The sequence below is a fragment of the Pseudooceanicola atlanticus genome, from assembly GCF_000768315.1.
Classification (GTDB): domain Bacteria; phylum Pseudomonadota; class Alphaproteobacteria; order Rhodobacterales; family Rhodobacteraceae; genus Pseudooceanicola; species Pseudooceanicola atlanticus.
In genome coordinates this window covers 401195-415680 of record NZ_AQQX01000004.1, presented here as the reverse complement: position 1 = coordinate 415680, position 14486 = coordinate 401195, and the positions used below count along the sequence as shown (strand labels likewise).

Below are 14486 nucleotides of genomic sequence, written 5' to 3'. Positions count from 1 at the left end.
AGGGGCCGGTGCCGGCCCCGCCACCCTCACTTGAAGTTGCGGCTGTCCTTGATCTGGTCCCAGGCCCAGACCACCAGCTGAAGCTGTTCTTCCTGGCTGCGGTCGCCACCATTCATGTCCGGGTGCAGCACCTTGATCAGCGCCTTGTAGGCCTTGCGGACCTCGGCCTTTGACCAGTGGTCCTTGGCTTCCAGGATCTCGACCGCGCGCCGCTCGGTCGAGGGCAGGCGTTTCGTGGTCTGGCCATCCGCGTTCTTGCCGGGGTTCCGGGTCGCGTTCTGGCCCAGCACCTGGTGCGGGTCGTCGATGCCCAGCCGGGCCCAGGCCCGCGCTTCCGGGTCGCCCAGGGGCTTGGTGTCGCGTTCCCAGACCTTGTCCTTGGTCATCTGGGCATTCATCTCGGCTTCGGTCGTGCCGTCGAAGAAGTTCCATTTCAGGTTATATTCGCGGACGTGCTGCTGGCAGAACCAGTAGTAATCGTCCAGAACGTCCGGCGCCTTGGGCGCGCGGTACTTGCCCGGCTCTTCGCAGCCGGGATGTTCACAGACCTTGGTCGAGGTCTCAGAGGCGCCTGACATGCCGCGACGACCGCGATTGGTCTTCTTCTTCGCGGAAGAAACCGACATGTCGAATCCGAAGGGGTCGCTCTTGGCCATGCGTTGTCCTTTCCGAGTCAGGCGATGCAGTTTAGACTGACTTTCCGCAGATTGAAGAGGCGAGGTCAGAAAAAATGTCAGTGTCGGCAGAGATACGCGAACGTCTTGAGCAAAGCTTCGCGCCAGAGCAGCTCGAAGTGCTCGATGAAAGCGAGGAACATCGCGGCCATGCCGGGTTCCAGGAGGGCGGGGAAAGCCATTTTCGCGTGCGCATGAAGGCCGCGGCGCTGGACGGACAATCCCGCATCCAGCGTCACCGCGCCGTGCATGCCGCGCTTGGTCCCGCGTTGATCGGTCGCATCCACGCCCTGGCGCTGGAATTGTCGGCCTGATCCTCAGCGGCGGTCGCGACCATCCGGGCCGCACATCCCCGCAAGCAAAGCAAAACCGGGCCCCGCGAGGCCCGGTTTTCGTCGCCGTGAGTGTGTCTTATTCGGCGGCCGCCCGGTGCGACAGCGGCCCATTGCCCGCAACCGGCCCGCGTCCCGGCTGTTTGCTGACCTCGTCACCCTGCGGGTCTTCCGCGTCCGTGGCAGCGTCCTGTGCATCGGCTGCCGCGCCGTCGGCTTCTGCACGGGCATCACCCTGGTCCGCCTGCGCATCAGGCGCCGGCGTGTCCGCCTCGGCGGCCACGGTTTCCTCTTCGTCGATACGGGCAAACCGGTCGGCCAGGCTGGCCGCCGCATTGCTGTCGCCCGCGGCCAGCCCGTCCTCGTCCTCGTAGGCATGGGCATCGTCGCGTGCGCTGCCGGTCATCAACCGGCTCGCCCGGCGGCGCAGCATGCCGGCCAGGCTCTCGTCGCTCTCGCCCTGGCTATCCTCGTCCGGGGCGGCGGGGGGCAGAAGGATCGTCCCGGCCTCGGGCCCTTCAATCAGGCGGGGGTCGTAGGCGCTCATGTCGCCCGCGCGTTTGCGGCGGAAAATCAGGACGTTGCGATATACGGTCTGGGTCGAACTCAGCCCGCTGCGTTCCTCGGATGGCAGGGTCTCGGCGCGCTGGTATTCCCAGCCCTCGGCGGCCATTTCGTTCATCAGCAATTCCAGGGAAAAGGCAAAGCGCCCGTCCGGCCCCTTCACCCCACGCCCCCTGCGTCCCTTGCTGGGCGCCGTGACGACCTTGTACTCGTAGCTGCTCATCTCATACCCGTTCTTGCCGCGCCGTGCCTTCAGACCTTATCAGACCGGCCAGTCTCGATTGTTTCTAACCTAGCCACAATTCGAGGCCGAAAACGAACCAAAACTTGTCAATTCAGGGGAAAATCCGCGCATTCCCGCGGCTTGGGCCGAGCCCTCGGGCCTAGCGCGGCGCGATGTCCTCGACCGGCGGGTCCATCGCCACGACCTCCGGGGCCAGCGCCATGGCGCGGTCCCGTGGCCGCCATGCCGCCCACCTTCTCCGTTGCACCACCCGCAGCGATACGTGACCCAGCCCTATGGCGATCCAGACCCCGTTCATCACGGCCGAGGCCGGGTTCCAGTCCGCGGCCATGCTCAGCAGAACAAGGCTCGCCGCGGCGATATTGATCCAGGGATAGACCCAGCCCGCCGGGCTCATCCGCCCGGTCTGCACGCCGAAATAGGCGGCGAGGTACAAAATCACCCCGACAAAGCCGGTCCATCGCAGGAGGAGGGTCATCTCTTCCGTCATCGCGACAATCCAGTGGCAGGCCGGTCCCCCGGCCAATCGTCAGATCAGAGGTATGGCCCCGGAAATGAGGGGCCGGTTCAGGCAATTCCTGCACGGGGGACAAGTCGCCCATGCCCTTCAAATGCCGACAGGATACCACAGGTCGGATGGGGGCTAAGTCAGCGAATCCTGACCTTAGGTCACTTTCTGATCTGCATCGGCGCGCCGACCCAGTCGGGGACCGGAATTTGGGCATGTTTCGCCAGCATCGCATCCAGCTTGGCCTTGATATCGTCCGGATACGGCGCGACCCGCGGCCCCGACTGGTCGATATGCAGAGAGATTCCCTCCCCCGTCGCCGCGACCCAGCCGTCGGAATGGATCAGCTCCTGGCAGAAATGGATCGCCTTGGGCCCCACATCCAGCAGCCGGAACGACGCGCGGACCTTGTGGCCCAGGTGCAGCTCCTGCCGATACCGGATCCGGAACTCCGCCGAATAGGTCGTGTGTGTGCCCTGCGCAGTGTATTCCCAGCCCAGCCCCAGTTCCTTGCAGGCCTCGTCCACGCCGGTATCGAACAGCACGCCGTAATAGGCCATGTTCAGATGCCCGTTCTGGTCGATCCATTCGGGTTTGATGTCCATTTCGGGGGACAGGAAAATCTCGCTCAATTTCGTACTCCCAGCGGCAGCCCCACCCAGTCGGGGACCGGCCACTTGCTGTGTTCTTCGGCCATTTGGTGCAGCGCTACCCTACGGGCCTCCGTATAGGGTGCAACCCTGCGGGCCTTCATATCCACATGCAGGTTCACCGTTTCCGCCGTGGCCGACACCCAGCCGTCGGAATGGATCAATTCCTGGCAATAATGAAACGCCTTGCTGCCCACTTTCACCACGCGGAACGAACACCTGACCCGGTCGCCCAGGTGCAGCTCCCTCAGGTAGCGGATGCGAAAATCCGCGGTCATCGTGGTAAAGCCATGGTCGCGCCGGTAGGCATCGCCGAAGCCCAGGGCCCGGAACCCGTGATTGCAGCCCACATCGAACAGCACCCCGTAATAGGCCATGTTGAGATGGCCGTTGAAGTCGATCCACTCCGGTTTGATCTCCATCTCCTCGCCCAGGAACCGCCCGTCGACGATCTCTCCGGCCATGGGTTTGCGATAGGGGTCTGCGGTCATTCTCGGCGCCTCCGGCTTAGTTGACCCGTTGGTAGATTGATCTGACTTTGGGGTAAAGAGAGGCGTTATGGGTGATGTGGTCGAGGAAGCGGTCGCGCAGGCGACTGACCTCTTCCAAGGCGGTTCCGGTGACGCCGCGCCCTGGCGGCTGGCACCGGTTCCGTTGCCGGTCCGCGAAAAGACGGGCCAGCTTCTGGTTGGGGAGCATCAGGCCGAGGCCGCCGAAGGGCTGAACCCGCACCGACGCACTACCGACGTGATACCGACGCAATACCGACGTCCCGTTCGGTGGGTGTTGCGCAGTCTTGCGGCGGGCACGAAAAAGGGCGCCTCCGATGGGGCGCCCTTTATCTCAAGTCTCTGATATCAGGTTACAAACCCAGCTTGGCCGCAACGATCTCGTTCACCGCCTTGGGGTTGGCCTTGCCGCCGGTCGCCTTCATGACCTGGCCCACGAACCAGCCCGCAAGCTTCGGATTTTGCTTGGCTTTTTCGACCTGGGCAGGGTTCGCAGCGATCACTTCGTCCACCGCCGCCTCGATCGCGCCGGTATCGGTCACCTGCTTCATCCCGCGTTCCTCGACGATCACCGCCGGGTCACCGCCTTCGACATAGACGATCTCGAACAGGTCCTTGGCGATCTTGCCGCTGATATCTCCCTTTGAAATCAAGGCGATGATACCACCCAGCTGGTCCGGAGAGACGGGGCTTTCGGTGATGTCCTTCTCGTCCTTTTTCAGCCGGCCGAACAATTCGTTGATGACCCAGTTCGCCGCCAGCTTCCCGTCCCGCCCCGCGGCGGTTTTCTCAAAGAAATCAGCGTTCGCGACCTCGGCGGTCAGCACCGATGCGTCGTAATCCGACAGGCCCAACTCCTTGATGAAGCGTGCCTTTTTCTCGTCCGGCAGTTCCGGGAGTGAGGCGGCGATATCGTCGACCCAGCCCTGTTCGATCTCCAGCGGAAGCAGGTCGGGATCGGGAAAATAGCGGTAGTCATGCGCTTCTTCCTTCGAGCGCATGGATCGGGTTTCGTTCTTGTCCGGGTCGTAAAGCCTTGTTTCCTGGACGATTTCTCCGCCCGCTTCGAGAATGCCGATCTGGCGGCGCGCTTCGTAGTCGATCGCGGCCTGGATGAAGCGCATGGAATTCATGTTCTTGATCTCGCAGCGCGTGCCCAGGTGGGAAAAGTCCTGTGTTTCCTGGTACTTCTCGTATTGGCCGGGACGGCAGACCGACACGTTCACGTCCGCCCGCAGGTTGCCGTTCTGCATGTTGCCGTCGCAGGTGCCCAGGTAGCGCAGGATCTGGCGCAGCTTGGTCACATAGGCCGCCGCTTCCTCGGGCCCGCGGATGTCGGGGCGGGAGACGATCTCCATCAGCGCGACACCGGTCCTGTTGAGGTCGACGAAGGACATGTTCGGGTCCATGTCGTGGATCGACTTGCCGGCATCCTGCTCGAGGTGGATGCGTTCGATGCGGACCAGGCGGGCGATGCCTTCGTCCATTTCGACCAGCACTTCGCCTTCACCCACAATCGGATGATAAAGCTGGGAAATCTGGTAGCCCTGCGGCAGGTCGGGGTAGAAATAGTTCTTGCGGTCGAAGGCGGACCACAGGTTGATCTGCGCCTTCAGGCCCAGCCCGGTGCGCACCGCCTGCGCCACGCAGAATTCGTTGATGACGGGCAGCATGCCGGGCATGGCCGCGTCCACGAAGGCAACGTGGGAATTCGGTTCGGCGCCGAACTCGGTCGAGGCGCCGGAAAACAGCTTGGCCTTGGAGGACACCTGGGCATGGATTTCCATCCCGATGACCAGTTCCCAGTCATGTTTCGCCCCGGCGATCACCTTGGGCTTGGGGGTCTCGTAAGTGAGGTCGAGCATGGCCGTCTCCGCGTCTGTCACCCCGGCGTTCTAGGCGAGGCGGCGCAGGGGGGCAAGAGGCCCCGGACGTCGTTGCAGGAAAGGCGGTCGCGCGGGGCTCAGGCCTCGTCGCGATCGCTCATCGCGTTGTCGATCGCCTGGCGGGCCTGGGCGGCGGCGGCGGCGATGCGGCCATGGCTGAGCGGACCGACATGGGCAGAGCCGGGCAGGGCATGGGCACGGGCCCAGACCTGGGGGTGCAGTTCGGTCAGGTAGGCGTCCAGCAGTTCCGGCAGCGCGGCATGGATGCGGGCGCGAACCTTGCGGGCCTCGGCCGACAGGTCGTCGGGCGCGGTGGCGGCGGACATGCCGGCGGCATAGGCGGCCATCAGGTTGGCCATGTGCGGCGCCGGGTTGATCTCGAGGATTTCATGCATGCCGGCAATGAAGCGGTCGGCTTCCATCACCGCGGCCGAGCCGGGGTCGAGCCGCAGGGCATCGAACCACATCCAGGTATAGGCGCGGTTGCCCCAGTCGCAGGCATCGTTGACGGCCATGTCCTCCGCCGTGGCGGCGAGGCGGGTATGGGTGCCGAACCAGCGCGGCAGCAGGTGGACACCGTAGGCGCGCAGGCGACCGGGGTTTTCCGGGTCGGCCTCCATCGCGCGGGCATGGAACAGGTCCACGCGGGCCTCGGCCATCGGGTCGGCAGCCAGCAGGTCGCAGCGGGAGGCCGCGATCTCGGCGCTCTTGGGCGCGCGGTCACCGGCATAGTCGATCAGTTCGAAGGCGCGGGCAAAGCAATCGTGGAAATCGGGCTTGGGCTTGTGGGGCAAGGCATAGGGGTCGACCTGTCCCTGCCAGGCCCAGGCGCATTCGATCTGCGCACGGGCGACGACCAGGGCGACGCCCCATGTCTCGGCGTGATCCTCGATCAGTTCTTCCAGCGCGGTGATCCCGGCGGGGGTCGACTGGCCGCCATCGGCGATGGCGGTGCGGGCCTGGCTGACCGCATCGGCGCGGGCACCATCGGCCAGAAGCGACGCCATGGAGACACCCGACGGTGTGGTCAGCCGGTTGCGGTCGGTTTCGGCAATGAGCCGGCCCAGCACATCCCAGCGGTCCTGGCGGGCCAGGAATTGTCCCCGCGAAAAGAATACGTTACGGCCCCGGTCATGCTTGGTTTCGTCGCGGACGGGCAGGGCGGAAAGCTCCAGCCGGATCGGCGTTTCGGCGGATGTGGATTTGTCCCGGGCCACCTGCGCCTGGCTACGCTTGGCGAGTTTGGCGGTGATATCTGCGAAACCGGGCATCAGGAACTCCAACGTTATCTGACGCGGTTGTCGCCGCCCTTTCGGGCCGAAAAAAGGCGGGGTCGGGGAGAATAAGAGTTATCCCCATGACCATGGCCGTCACTTCGGCGCAATCTGGACCGAAGTATTACCAAACTTTAAGATGAATTTTTCGGGTTTTAGAATTACCCGAATGATTTCATAGCCTTGCGAAAATTCAGTAATAAGGCAGGATCATCAAAATTGGGCAGAACCCCCTGTTTGGATGAGTGGATTTCCGCCCAAATTGACGCGGATTTCCACCTCAGCGGCCCCCTGCGACGTCCACGATGGTCCGCGTCACGTAGCTGGCCCCGTCCGACAGCAGCCAGAGGATCGCATCGGCGACTTCCTGCGCCGTGCCGGGCCGGCCCAGCGGAGGCGTGCCCCCGATCTTCGACAGGCGGTCGGGTTCGCCCCCCTTCGCGTGGATATCGGTTTCGATCAGGCCGGGGCGCACGCCGTTGACGCGGATGCCCTCGGGGGCGAGCTCATCCGCAAGGCCGATGGTGAAGGTATCGATGGCCCCCTTCGACGCTGCGTAGTCGATATATTGACCACCCATCCCCTTCCGCGCCGCGGTGGACGAGACGTTGACGATGCCACCGCCGCCCTGTCCGCGCCGCATCAGGGCCACGGCCTCCCGGGCGACGAGGATGGCGCCGATTGTGTTGATGCCGAACATCCGGTGCAGCCGGTCGGGCGTCATGTCGGCGATGGTCGCGGTCTGGTCGACGACCCCGGCATTATTGATCAGGTGCAGCGGCAGAGACGGATCGCTGGCCTCGGCCGACTCGCGGCCCAGGCGGGTGATGTCGTCGGATTTACCCACATCCGCCTGGATCAGCGTGACCTCGGCCCCGGCGATGCGGGCTGTATCGGCCACCTCTTCCACGCCCTCCCTGTTGGCACCGTAATGCAGCAGCAGATGGGTGCCGGACGCCGCTCCGCGTATGGCACAGGCTGCGCCGATGCCGGAACTGGCGCCGGTGATCAGAAGCGTGCGGTTCATGGGCGATTCCTCTTGTCCAATATCGGGACTAGACCACCCCTTGGCCGCAGGCGCAAACCTGCCGAGGGTTTAGCTGCACCACGGCGCGCGGCGTCCGCCGGAATAGGCCCGTGCGACGCCCCGGTCGATCATGCGGGTGGCCAACGGGGTGCCGTCCACCCGCAGCGCGACAAGGCGGCGGTCATAGCGGTCGCGCCGGTCGCCGCTGACCCGGATCGTGCTGGCCGTCAGCAGCTCGACCTTCAGTGCCCAGAGCCCGCGCAGCCCGGTCACCCGTTCAGACAGGCATTGCGGCGAAAAGATCTCGGCCGTGTCGAAGCCGGTCAGGCGGGCACGGTCCAGCTCGGCCCCGCCACACCACAGGTCAACCGTGTCGCCGTCGATCACGCGGACGACCTTGCAGGTGCCTTCGGTCTTGATCGCACCGTTGACCGCGTCCACGGCCGGTAGTCCCGCGAGGACGAAAACCGCACCGAAGATCAGCCACTTGACCAGCCGCGCGCTGCCGCCACGGCGGGGCGGGCGGCGGCCCGGCGGCGTACCCATGTCCCATTTGGGATGGCGCCGGGCCCCGCGGTAGAAGCGGGTGACGTTGTGGGCCATCGCGGCGGTCAGGCCTCCAGGATGCGGCCGACCATTTCGCTGGTGTCACGGGACAGGCCGGGCAGGGCGGCGATGCGCTCAAGCTCCTCGCGGATCATGCCTTGCCGGTCCGCGTCGTAGCGCCGCCAGGTCTGGAAGGCCGAACACATCCGCGCCGTGGTCTGCGGGTTCAGCGGGTCGAGCTTGATCAGCCAGTCCGCCAGCAGCTTGTACCCCGCGCCCGACGCATGGTGGAACCCGGCCTGGTTCATCGCCAGGGCCCCCATCACCGCGCGGAAGCGGTTGGGGTTCTTCATGGTGAAATCCGGGCGTTCCGTCAGGTCCGACGCCACCTGCGCCGCCTGGTCGGGGCGGGCATGCGAAACCTGGATGGCGAACCACTTGTCCATCACCAGCCGTTCGCCCTGCCACTGATCGGCAAAGGCCCCGAGTTCGAGCGAGCCCAGGTCATTGGCCAGCAGGGCCGACAGCGCGCCCAGTTGCTGGGTCATGTTGTCGGCGGCGGCGTATTGGGCGCGGGCGGCGTCGCCGTTGTCCTGCCGGGTCATCAGCGACAGGATCACGTTGGCAAAGCTGCGCTTGCCGCCCTGTTCGGCATCCGGGCGGAACGGCTCTGTCACCGTGTTGGCGGCGTAGAGCAGGGTCAGATCGTCCTTCAGCACCTCTGCGACGGCACCCCGCATCGCCTCGCGGCCGTCCCAGATCGCCTGCGGGTCCGGGGTGCGGCCCATATCTGCAAAGGTCTGGGCCAGGTCGTCTTCGGATGGCAGGGCCATGGTCAGTGCGCGGAAGGCCGGGTCGAGCGTTTCATCCTTCACCAGCTGCCGCAGCGCGTCCAGATAGGCGGCGTCGGGGGCCTGGCCGCCGTCGATCATGGCGATCAGCGCGGATTTGGCCAGTTGCCGCCCCGCTTCCCACCGGGCGAAGGGATCGGTGTCATGGGCCAGCAGGAAGGCGCGTTCCTCGTTTGTGGTCTCGCGGTCCAGGATGACCGGGGCCGAGAAGCCGCGCAAGGGCGAGGGGATCGGGCGATTCTTGAGGCCCTTGAAGGTAAAGCTCTGCTCTGCCTCCGTCAGTTCCAGCAGGGTGGTGGGCTGCACCTCCTTGCCGGACGGGTCCAGCAGGCCAAGCGCAAAGGGGATCACCTGTGGTGCCTTTTCCGGTTGGCCGGGTGTGGGCGGCACCTGCTGTTTCAGCGTGACCGTATAGGTCGCGCCATCCCAATCCTCGGACATGGTGACCTTGGGCGTGCCGGCCTGGGAATACCACAGCTTGAATTGCGACAGGTCGCGGCCGGTCGCATCCTCGAACACCTTCAGCCAGTCCTCGATCGTGCAGGCCTGCCCGTCATGGCGGTCGAAATAGAGGTCCAGCGCCTTGGCATAGGCCTCGTCCCCGACGAGACGCTTGAGCATGCCGATCACCTCCGCGCCCTTTTCATAGACGGTGGCAGTGTAGAAGTTATTGATCTCCTTGAAGCTTTCGGGCCTCACGGGGTGCGCCAGCGGGCCGCCATCCTCGCGGAACTGGCGCCCGCGCAGGTCCAGCGCATCGCCGATCCGTTTCACCGGGGCCGAGCGCATGTCGGCGGTGAACTGGCTGTCGCGGAACACGGTCAGCCCTTCCTTCAGGCACAGCTGGAACCAGTCGCGGCAGGTGATGCGGTTGCCGGTCCAGTTGTGGAAATATTCATGGGCGATGATCGCCTCGATCCGTTCGAAATTGCCATCGGTCGCGGTTTCCGGGCTGGCCAGAACGGCGGAGGAGTTGAAGATGTTCAGCCCCTTGTTCTCCATCGCGCCCATGTTGAAATCGTCGACGGCAACGATGTTGAAGATGTCGAGGTCGTATTCCCGGCCGTAGACATCCTCGTCCCATTTCATCGACTTCTTCAGCGCCTCCATGGCAAAGTCGCACTTGTCCTCGTCGCCCTTGCGGACCCAGACGTTCAGCTCGACCTCCTTGCCCGACCGGGTGGTGAAGCTGCCCGGCAGGTTCAGCAACTCGCCCGCGACCAGCGCGAACAGGTAGGCCGGTTTGGGCCAGGGATCGTGCCATTCGGCAAAGCCTTCGCCGGTTGCCACCTTGTTGCCGTTCGACAGCAACACCGGCAGGTCCGACTCGATCCGCACGGTGAAGACGGACATGACGTCGGGGCGGTCGGGGTAATAGGTGATCTTGCGGAAGCCCTGCGCCTCGCACTGGGTCGAATACATGCCGTTGGACATGTAGAGCCCTTCAAGCGCGGTGTTTTCGTCCGGGGCGATCTCGACCTCGGTTTCCCAGACGAACTCTCCCTCGGGGACGTCGCAGCGCAGGCCCTCGGCGGTCACCTCGGGGGTGACGGGGGTGCCGTCGATCCGGGCCTCGATCAGCTTCAGGTCCTCGCCATCGAGGAAGAAGTCGCGCGGGGCGGTCGCGTCAGGGTTCGGGGCAAAGGTGATGCGGCTGTGCACGCGCGTGGCCGTTGGGTGCAGCACGAAGCGCAGCGACACGTCCCGGACCACGAAACCGAAGGGTTGGTAATCCTTGAGATAGATGGTCGGGCCACCGGTGTCGGTATCTTTCATCGCCTGAGCTCCTGTCATGTCGGGTTACATGACTTGTTCCAGCCGCGCGCGGGGGATGCAAGGGGGAGGCGCGGGGCGCGCACGGCCTTGTCATGCGGTCGTGCAGGCCGCTCAGGGTGCGGGGCGGATTTCTCAAACGTCTGACCTTACGAAAACTTGAAGTGAACCGATGCGGGCCGTCGGACGTTTACCTTCAAAGAGCAATTGAAGGAGAAAGCCATGTCCGCACCGACAACCAATGTCGAACGCCAGGCAGCCAGCCATCGCGCCCCGATCTGGGGGATTCTAGCCGCCCTCGTCTTCGGGGGGCTGATGGGCGCAGCCATCACCTTCACCGCCTTCGTGCGCGGGGACGATCCCTCGGGCGCCGAAGTGCAGATCGACGGCCGCACCGGCGCCGTGGAAGCGATGGAATAAGGGCGACGCCCGCTTTGCGTGGGCTTCTGCACATTTGACAGGCTGTGCGGGGTGACCCTGCACCTGCGCACAGCCACGGACCTATGCAGACAGCTGGTTTGGTCTTATCTTCCTGACAAACAGCAGACAGGACGATCATGGCCAGACCGCGTATCGGCATCATATCCAATCTTCACGTCATCAATGACAGCTATCGCACCCATGCGGGCGGCGTGATGAACTCGGCCGCCGTGGCAGAGGTGACTGATGGCCTGCCCCTGCTGATCCCGGCCGATCCACGTTTCGTGTCGGTCGACGAGTTGCTGGAAACCTTCGATGGTTTCGTGCTGACCGGCGGGCGTCCCAACGTTCACCCCGAGGAATACGGAGAGGACGAGACCGAAGCGCACGGCACGTTCGACCGCGCCCGCGATGCGATCACCCTGCCGCTGGTCCGGGCCTGCGTGGAACGTGGCCAGCCGGTCTTCGGTATCTGCCGCGGGTTCCAGGAGGTCGCGGTCGCCATGGGGTCAGCCCTGCATCCGGAAATCCGCGATCTGCCGGGCAAGATGAACCACCGCATGCCGCCCGAGGGCACGATCGAAGAGAAGTTTGCCCTTCGTCACAAGGTGACCTTTTCCGAAGGCGGCCCGTTCCATCGGCTCTACGGCACGCGCAAGGTCATGACGAACACGCTGCACGGTCAGGCCGTGATCCGCGCAGGCGAGCGGTTCATCATCGACGGCACCGCACCGGACGGCACGGCAGAGGCGGCCTATATCAAGGATGCGCCCGGATTTACGCTCAGTGTGCAATGGCACCCGGAATACAACGCGGCAGAGGACCCGGTGTCGCGGCCGCTATTCTCGGCCTTCGGCGATGCGGCGCGGGCCTGGATGGACCGGCGTCAACCGGTGCCGCTGGCCCGGACGGCCTGAGACCTGTCGCAACCGCACGAAAAAGGGCCCCGAGATCGGGGCCCTTTCGCGTTTCGGTGGCCTGTCAGACCACGAAGTCGAACTGGTCTGCCAGTGGCAGGCGGCGGGCGCGTTGCCCGGTCAGATCGAACAGCGCATTGGCCAGCGCCGAGGCGGCCGGCGGGGTGCCGGGTTCGCCGACACCCGAGACGCGGTGGCCGCTTTCGATGATCTTGACCTCCACGACCTCGGGCGCGGTGTTCATCCGCACCGCGTCGAAATCGTAGAAGTTCATCTGTTCCGCCGCGCCATCCGCAAAGGTGATCTGCTGGTGCATCGCCGCCGACAGGCCGAACATCATGCCGCCGAACATCTGCGCCTCGATATTGGCAGGGTCGATGGCGAGGCCGGGATCAACGGCGATCCAGGCCTTGGCCAGCTTGATGCCGTCCTCGGTCTGGTGAACCTCGATCACCTCGGCCACCGGCGTGCCGAAGGAATAGCAGAAGCCGACACCGCGTCCGACACCCTCAGGCGTCTTGCCCGTCCAGCCGGAAATATCGCGCACCGCTTCCAGCACCCCGGCAGAGCGCGGGTCTTCCTCGCGCATCATCTGCAGGCGGAAATCCAGCGGGTCGGCGCCCGCTGCATGGGCCATCTCGTCGATGAAACTGTCGAAGATGAACCCGTTGATCGACGCGCCAACGGACCGCCAGGGACCGACCGGTAGGTCGAACTTGGCCAGGTAACCGCGAATGCGCGCATTGGGAATGGCGTAAGGCTGGTCGAAGGCGCCTTCGACATGGATCTTGTCGGGGCCTGCCGGCGCGATACCCAGCAGGATCTTCATGAAGCTGGCCGTGGCGGATTGCCCGGCGATCCGACCGTCGACCAGCACCGCCTTGCCGTCCTGCACCGCGCCGCGGAACTTCGCGATGGCGCCGGGGCGGTAATAGCCGTGGGTCATGTCCTCTTCGCGCGACCACAGCAATTGCACGGGTGTGCCCTGCATCTTCGTGGCCAGGCGCGCGGCATAGCGGGTGAAGTCGGTGAAGCCACGCCGCCCGAAGCCACCACCCATCAGGGTCGTGTGCAGGGTGATCGCGATTTCATCCAGGCCGGCTTCCTCTGCCGCGGCGGCACGGCAATGAATGGGGATCTGGTTGCCCGACCATAATTCCATCCGGTCGCCGTGATGGATCGCGGTGGCCGACAGGGGCTCCATCTGGGCATGCGACAGGTAGGGGACCTGGTAATCGGCGCTGACCTCCTGCGCGCCCTGCGGCAGGGTGTCGGCGTCGCCCTGATCCAGCAGGGTCGAATTGGCATCGCCCTTCAGCGCTTCTTCGAACCGGGCATAGATCGCGTCCGTGGTGGCGGGATAATTGCCCGCGCCCCAGTCGAATACCACCGCTTCGGCGCCCTGCATCGCGGACCAGGAATTGTTGGCCACGACGGCGACACCATCGCCCAGGTCGACGACCTGTTCGACGCCGGGGATGGCCAGCGCGTCTGCGGGATCGAAACCGTTCATCGCGCCGCCCTGATAGGGATTGCGCTTGAGGGCCGCGAATTTCATCCCCTCCAAGCGCACGTCGATGGAAAACTCGGCCGTGCCGGTGGCCTTGGGCGCCTGGTCGTGGCGCGGCTGGCTGCGGCCCAGCAGGCGCCAATCGCCACGCGGGCGCAGGTCGGCGACAATCGGGTCGATCTCGGCCGCGGCCAGGGCCAGCTCGGGGTAGGGCAGGCGCGTGCCGTCCGGGGCGACTACAGCGCCGCCTTCGGTCTTCAGCGTGGACCGGGCCACGCCCAGTTGCTGTGCCGCGGCCTCTTTCAGCGTTTCGCGGGCAGAGGCCCCGGCATGGCGCATCTTTTCATAACCGTCGACGGTCGAGGTCGAGCCGCCGGTCACCTGCATGTTGAACAGCTTGCCGGCCACGCTCAGCTGTTCGCCAAGCGCCTCCTGCCAGCCCGACAGCTTGTATTCCGGCACCGGCAGGATCTGACCGCCCATGCCGCGGTTGTAATAGGCCTTGCCCGGAGGCCCGTGTTCGATGCGCAGATCGGCGGGAGCGATATCCAGCTCTTCTGCGGCCAGCGTGGCCCATGTGGTCTGCACGCCCTGTCCCATCTCGGCCTTGGGCACGATGATCGTCACGCCGTCGGCGTCGATCAGGACATAGGGGTTCAGCGCCACCTCGCCCTCTTCGGGGCGCAGCGGGTTGGGCGCGGGTTTGCGGGCGGCATAGACCCCGAAGGCCACGCCGCCGACAATGGCGGCTGACCCGATGAGGAAGGTCCGGCGGGCGATCTTACCGATACGGGACATGGA

Annotated in this window: 15 protein-coding genes; 4 read left to right on the top strand and 11 right to left on the bottom strand. The window is 65.1% G+C overall.

Annotated elements, in window-relative coordinates; all coding sequences use genetic code 11:
* Nucleotides 1–26: 26 nt before the first annotated feature.
* Nucleotides 27–656, bottom strand: a complete 630-nt coding sequence (locus ATO9_RS13050; RefSeq protein ID WP_043749549.1) for a J domain-containing protein — start codon at nucleotides 654–656, stop codon at nucleotides 27–29.
* Nucleotides 657–730: 74 nt separating this feature from the next.
* Here ATO9_RS13050 and ATO9_RS13045 point away from each other — a divergent pair, with 74 nt between their 5' ends.
* Complete coding sequence (locus tag ATO9_RS13045) at nucleotides 731–988, top strand: BolA family protein (protein ID WP_043749546.1); 258 nt, start codon at nucleotides 731–733, stop codon at nucleotides 986–988.
* Between the two features lie 97 nt (nucleotides 989–1085).
* Here the strand turns inward: ATO9_RS13045 and ATO9_RS24580 are convergent, their stop codons facing one another.
* From ATO9_RS24580 to ATO9_RS13025, 4 genes are all read right to left on the bottom strand, one after another.
* Nucleotides 1086–1793 carry a DUF4177 domain-containing protein gene (locus tag ATO9_RS24580; protein WP_202902137.1) on the bottom strand — a complete coding sequence of 236 codons (708 nt, stop codon included), beginning with the start codon at nucleotides 1791–1793 and terminating at the stop codon, nucleotides 1086–1088.
* A 160-nt stretch (nucleotides 1794–1953) separates the two neighbouring features.
* Complete coding sequence (locus ATO9_RS13035) at nucleotides 1954–2292, bottom strand: CBU_0592 family membrane protein (RefSeq protein WP_156127857.1); 339 nt, start codon at nucleotides 2290–2292, stop codon at nucleotides 1954–1956.
* 191 nt (nucleotides 2293–2483) lie between these two features.
* Nucleotides 2484–2954, bottom strand: a complete 471-nt coding sequence (locus ATO9_RS13030; RefSeq protein WP_238318746.1) for a thioesterase family protein — start codon at nucleotides 2952–2954, stop codon at nucleotides 2484–2486.
* A complete protein-coding gene (locus tag ATO9_RS13025) occupies nucleotides 2951–3463 on the bottom strand; it encodes an acyl-CoA thioesterase (RefSeq protein WP_238318745.1) in 513 nt (170 codons plus the stop codon). The genes ATO9_RS13030 and ATO9_RS13025 overlap by 4 nt, the downstream gene beginning before the upstream one ends.
* A 67-nt stretch (nucleotides 3464–3530) precedes the next feature.
* Here ATO9_RS13025 and ATO9_RS13020 point away from each other — a divergent pair, with 67 nt between their 5' ends.
* The gene (locus ATO9_RS13020) at nucleotides 3531–3827 is read left to right on the top strand and encodes a hypothetical protein (RefSeq protein ID WP_043749541.1); all 297 of its coding nucleotides are present in this window, start codon (nucleotides 3531–3533) and stop codon (nucleotides 3825–3827) included.
* 7 nt (nucleotides 3828–3834) lie between these two features.
* On the opposite strand, the gene gatB is transcribed toward ATO9_RS13020, so the two are convergent.
* The 5 genes from gatB to pepN form a co-directional block, all read right to left on the bottom strand.
* The gene (gene gatB / locus ATO9_RS13015) at nucleotides 3835–5346 is read right to left on the bottom strand and encodes an Asp-tRNA(Asn)/Glu-tRNA(Gln) amidotransferase subunit GatB (RefSeq protein ID WP_043749539.1); all 1512 of its coding nucleotides are present in this window, start codon (nucleotides 5344–5346) and stop codon (nucleotides 3835–3837) included.
* Between the two features lie 98 nt (nucleotides 5347–5444).
* Nucleotides 5445–6638 carry a hypothetical protein gene (locus ATO9_RS13010; RefSeq protein ID WP_156127856.1) on the bottom strand — a complete coding sequence of 398 codons (1194 nt, stop codon included), beginning with the start codon at nucleotides 6636–6638 and terminating at the stop codon, nucleotides 5445–5447.
* Nucleotides 6639–6921: 283 nt separating this feature from the next.
* Complete coding sequence (locus ATO9_RS13005; RefSeq protein ID WP_043749535.1) at nucleotides 6922–7668, bottom strand: SDR family oxidoreductase; 747 nt, start codon at nucleotides 7666–7668, stop codon at nucleotides 6922–6924.
* 69 nt (nucleotides 7669–7737) lie between these two features.
* Nucleotides 7738–8271, bottom strand: a complete 534-nt coding sequence (locus ATO9_RS13000) for a thermonuclease family protein (protein ID WP_043749533.1) — start codon at nucleotides 8269–8271, stop codon at nucleotides 7738–7740.
* Between the two features lie 8 nt (nucleotides 8272–8279).
* Nucleotides 8280–10841 carry an aminopeptidase N gene (gene pepN / locus ATO9_RS12995; RefSeq protein ID WP_043749532.1) on the bottom strand — a complete coding sequence of 854 codons (2562 nt, stop codon included), beginning with the start codon at nucleotides 10839–10841 and terminating at the stop codon, nucleotides 8280–8282.
* Nucleotides 10842–11060: 219 nt separating this feature from the next.
* On the opposite strand from pepN, the gene ATO9_RS12990 reads away from it, so the two are divergent.
* Together ATO9_RS12990 and ATO9_RS12985 are read left to right on the top strand one after the other, a co-directional pair.
* Nucleotides 11061–11258, top strand: a complete 198-nt coding sequence (locus ATO9_RS12990; RefSeq protein WP_043749529.1) for a hypothetical protein — start codon at nucleotides 11061–11063, stop codon at nucleotides 11256–11258.
* Nucleotides 11259–11395: 137 nt separating this feature from the next.
* A complete protein-coding gene (locus ATO9_RS12985; RefSeq protein WP_043749526.1) occupies nucleotides 11396–12175 on the top strand; it encodes a gamma-glutamyl-gamma-aminobutyrate hydrolase family protein in 780 nt (259 codons plus the stop codon).
* Between the two features lie 64 nt (nucleotides 12176–12239).
* On the opposite strand, the gene ATO9_RS12980 is transcribed toward ATO9_RS12985, so the two are convergent.
* Nucleotides 12240–14483 (bottom strand): xanthine dehydrogenase family protein molybdopterin-binding subunit, encoded by a 2244-nt coding sequence (locus ATO9_RS12980; protein ID WP_043749525.1) that lies wholly within the window; start codon nucleotides 14481–14483, stop codon nucleotides 12240–12242.
* Nucleotides 14484–14486 lie beyond the last annotated feature (3 nt).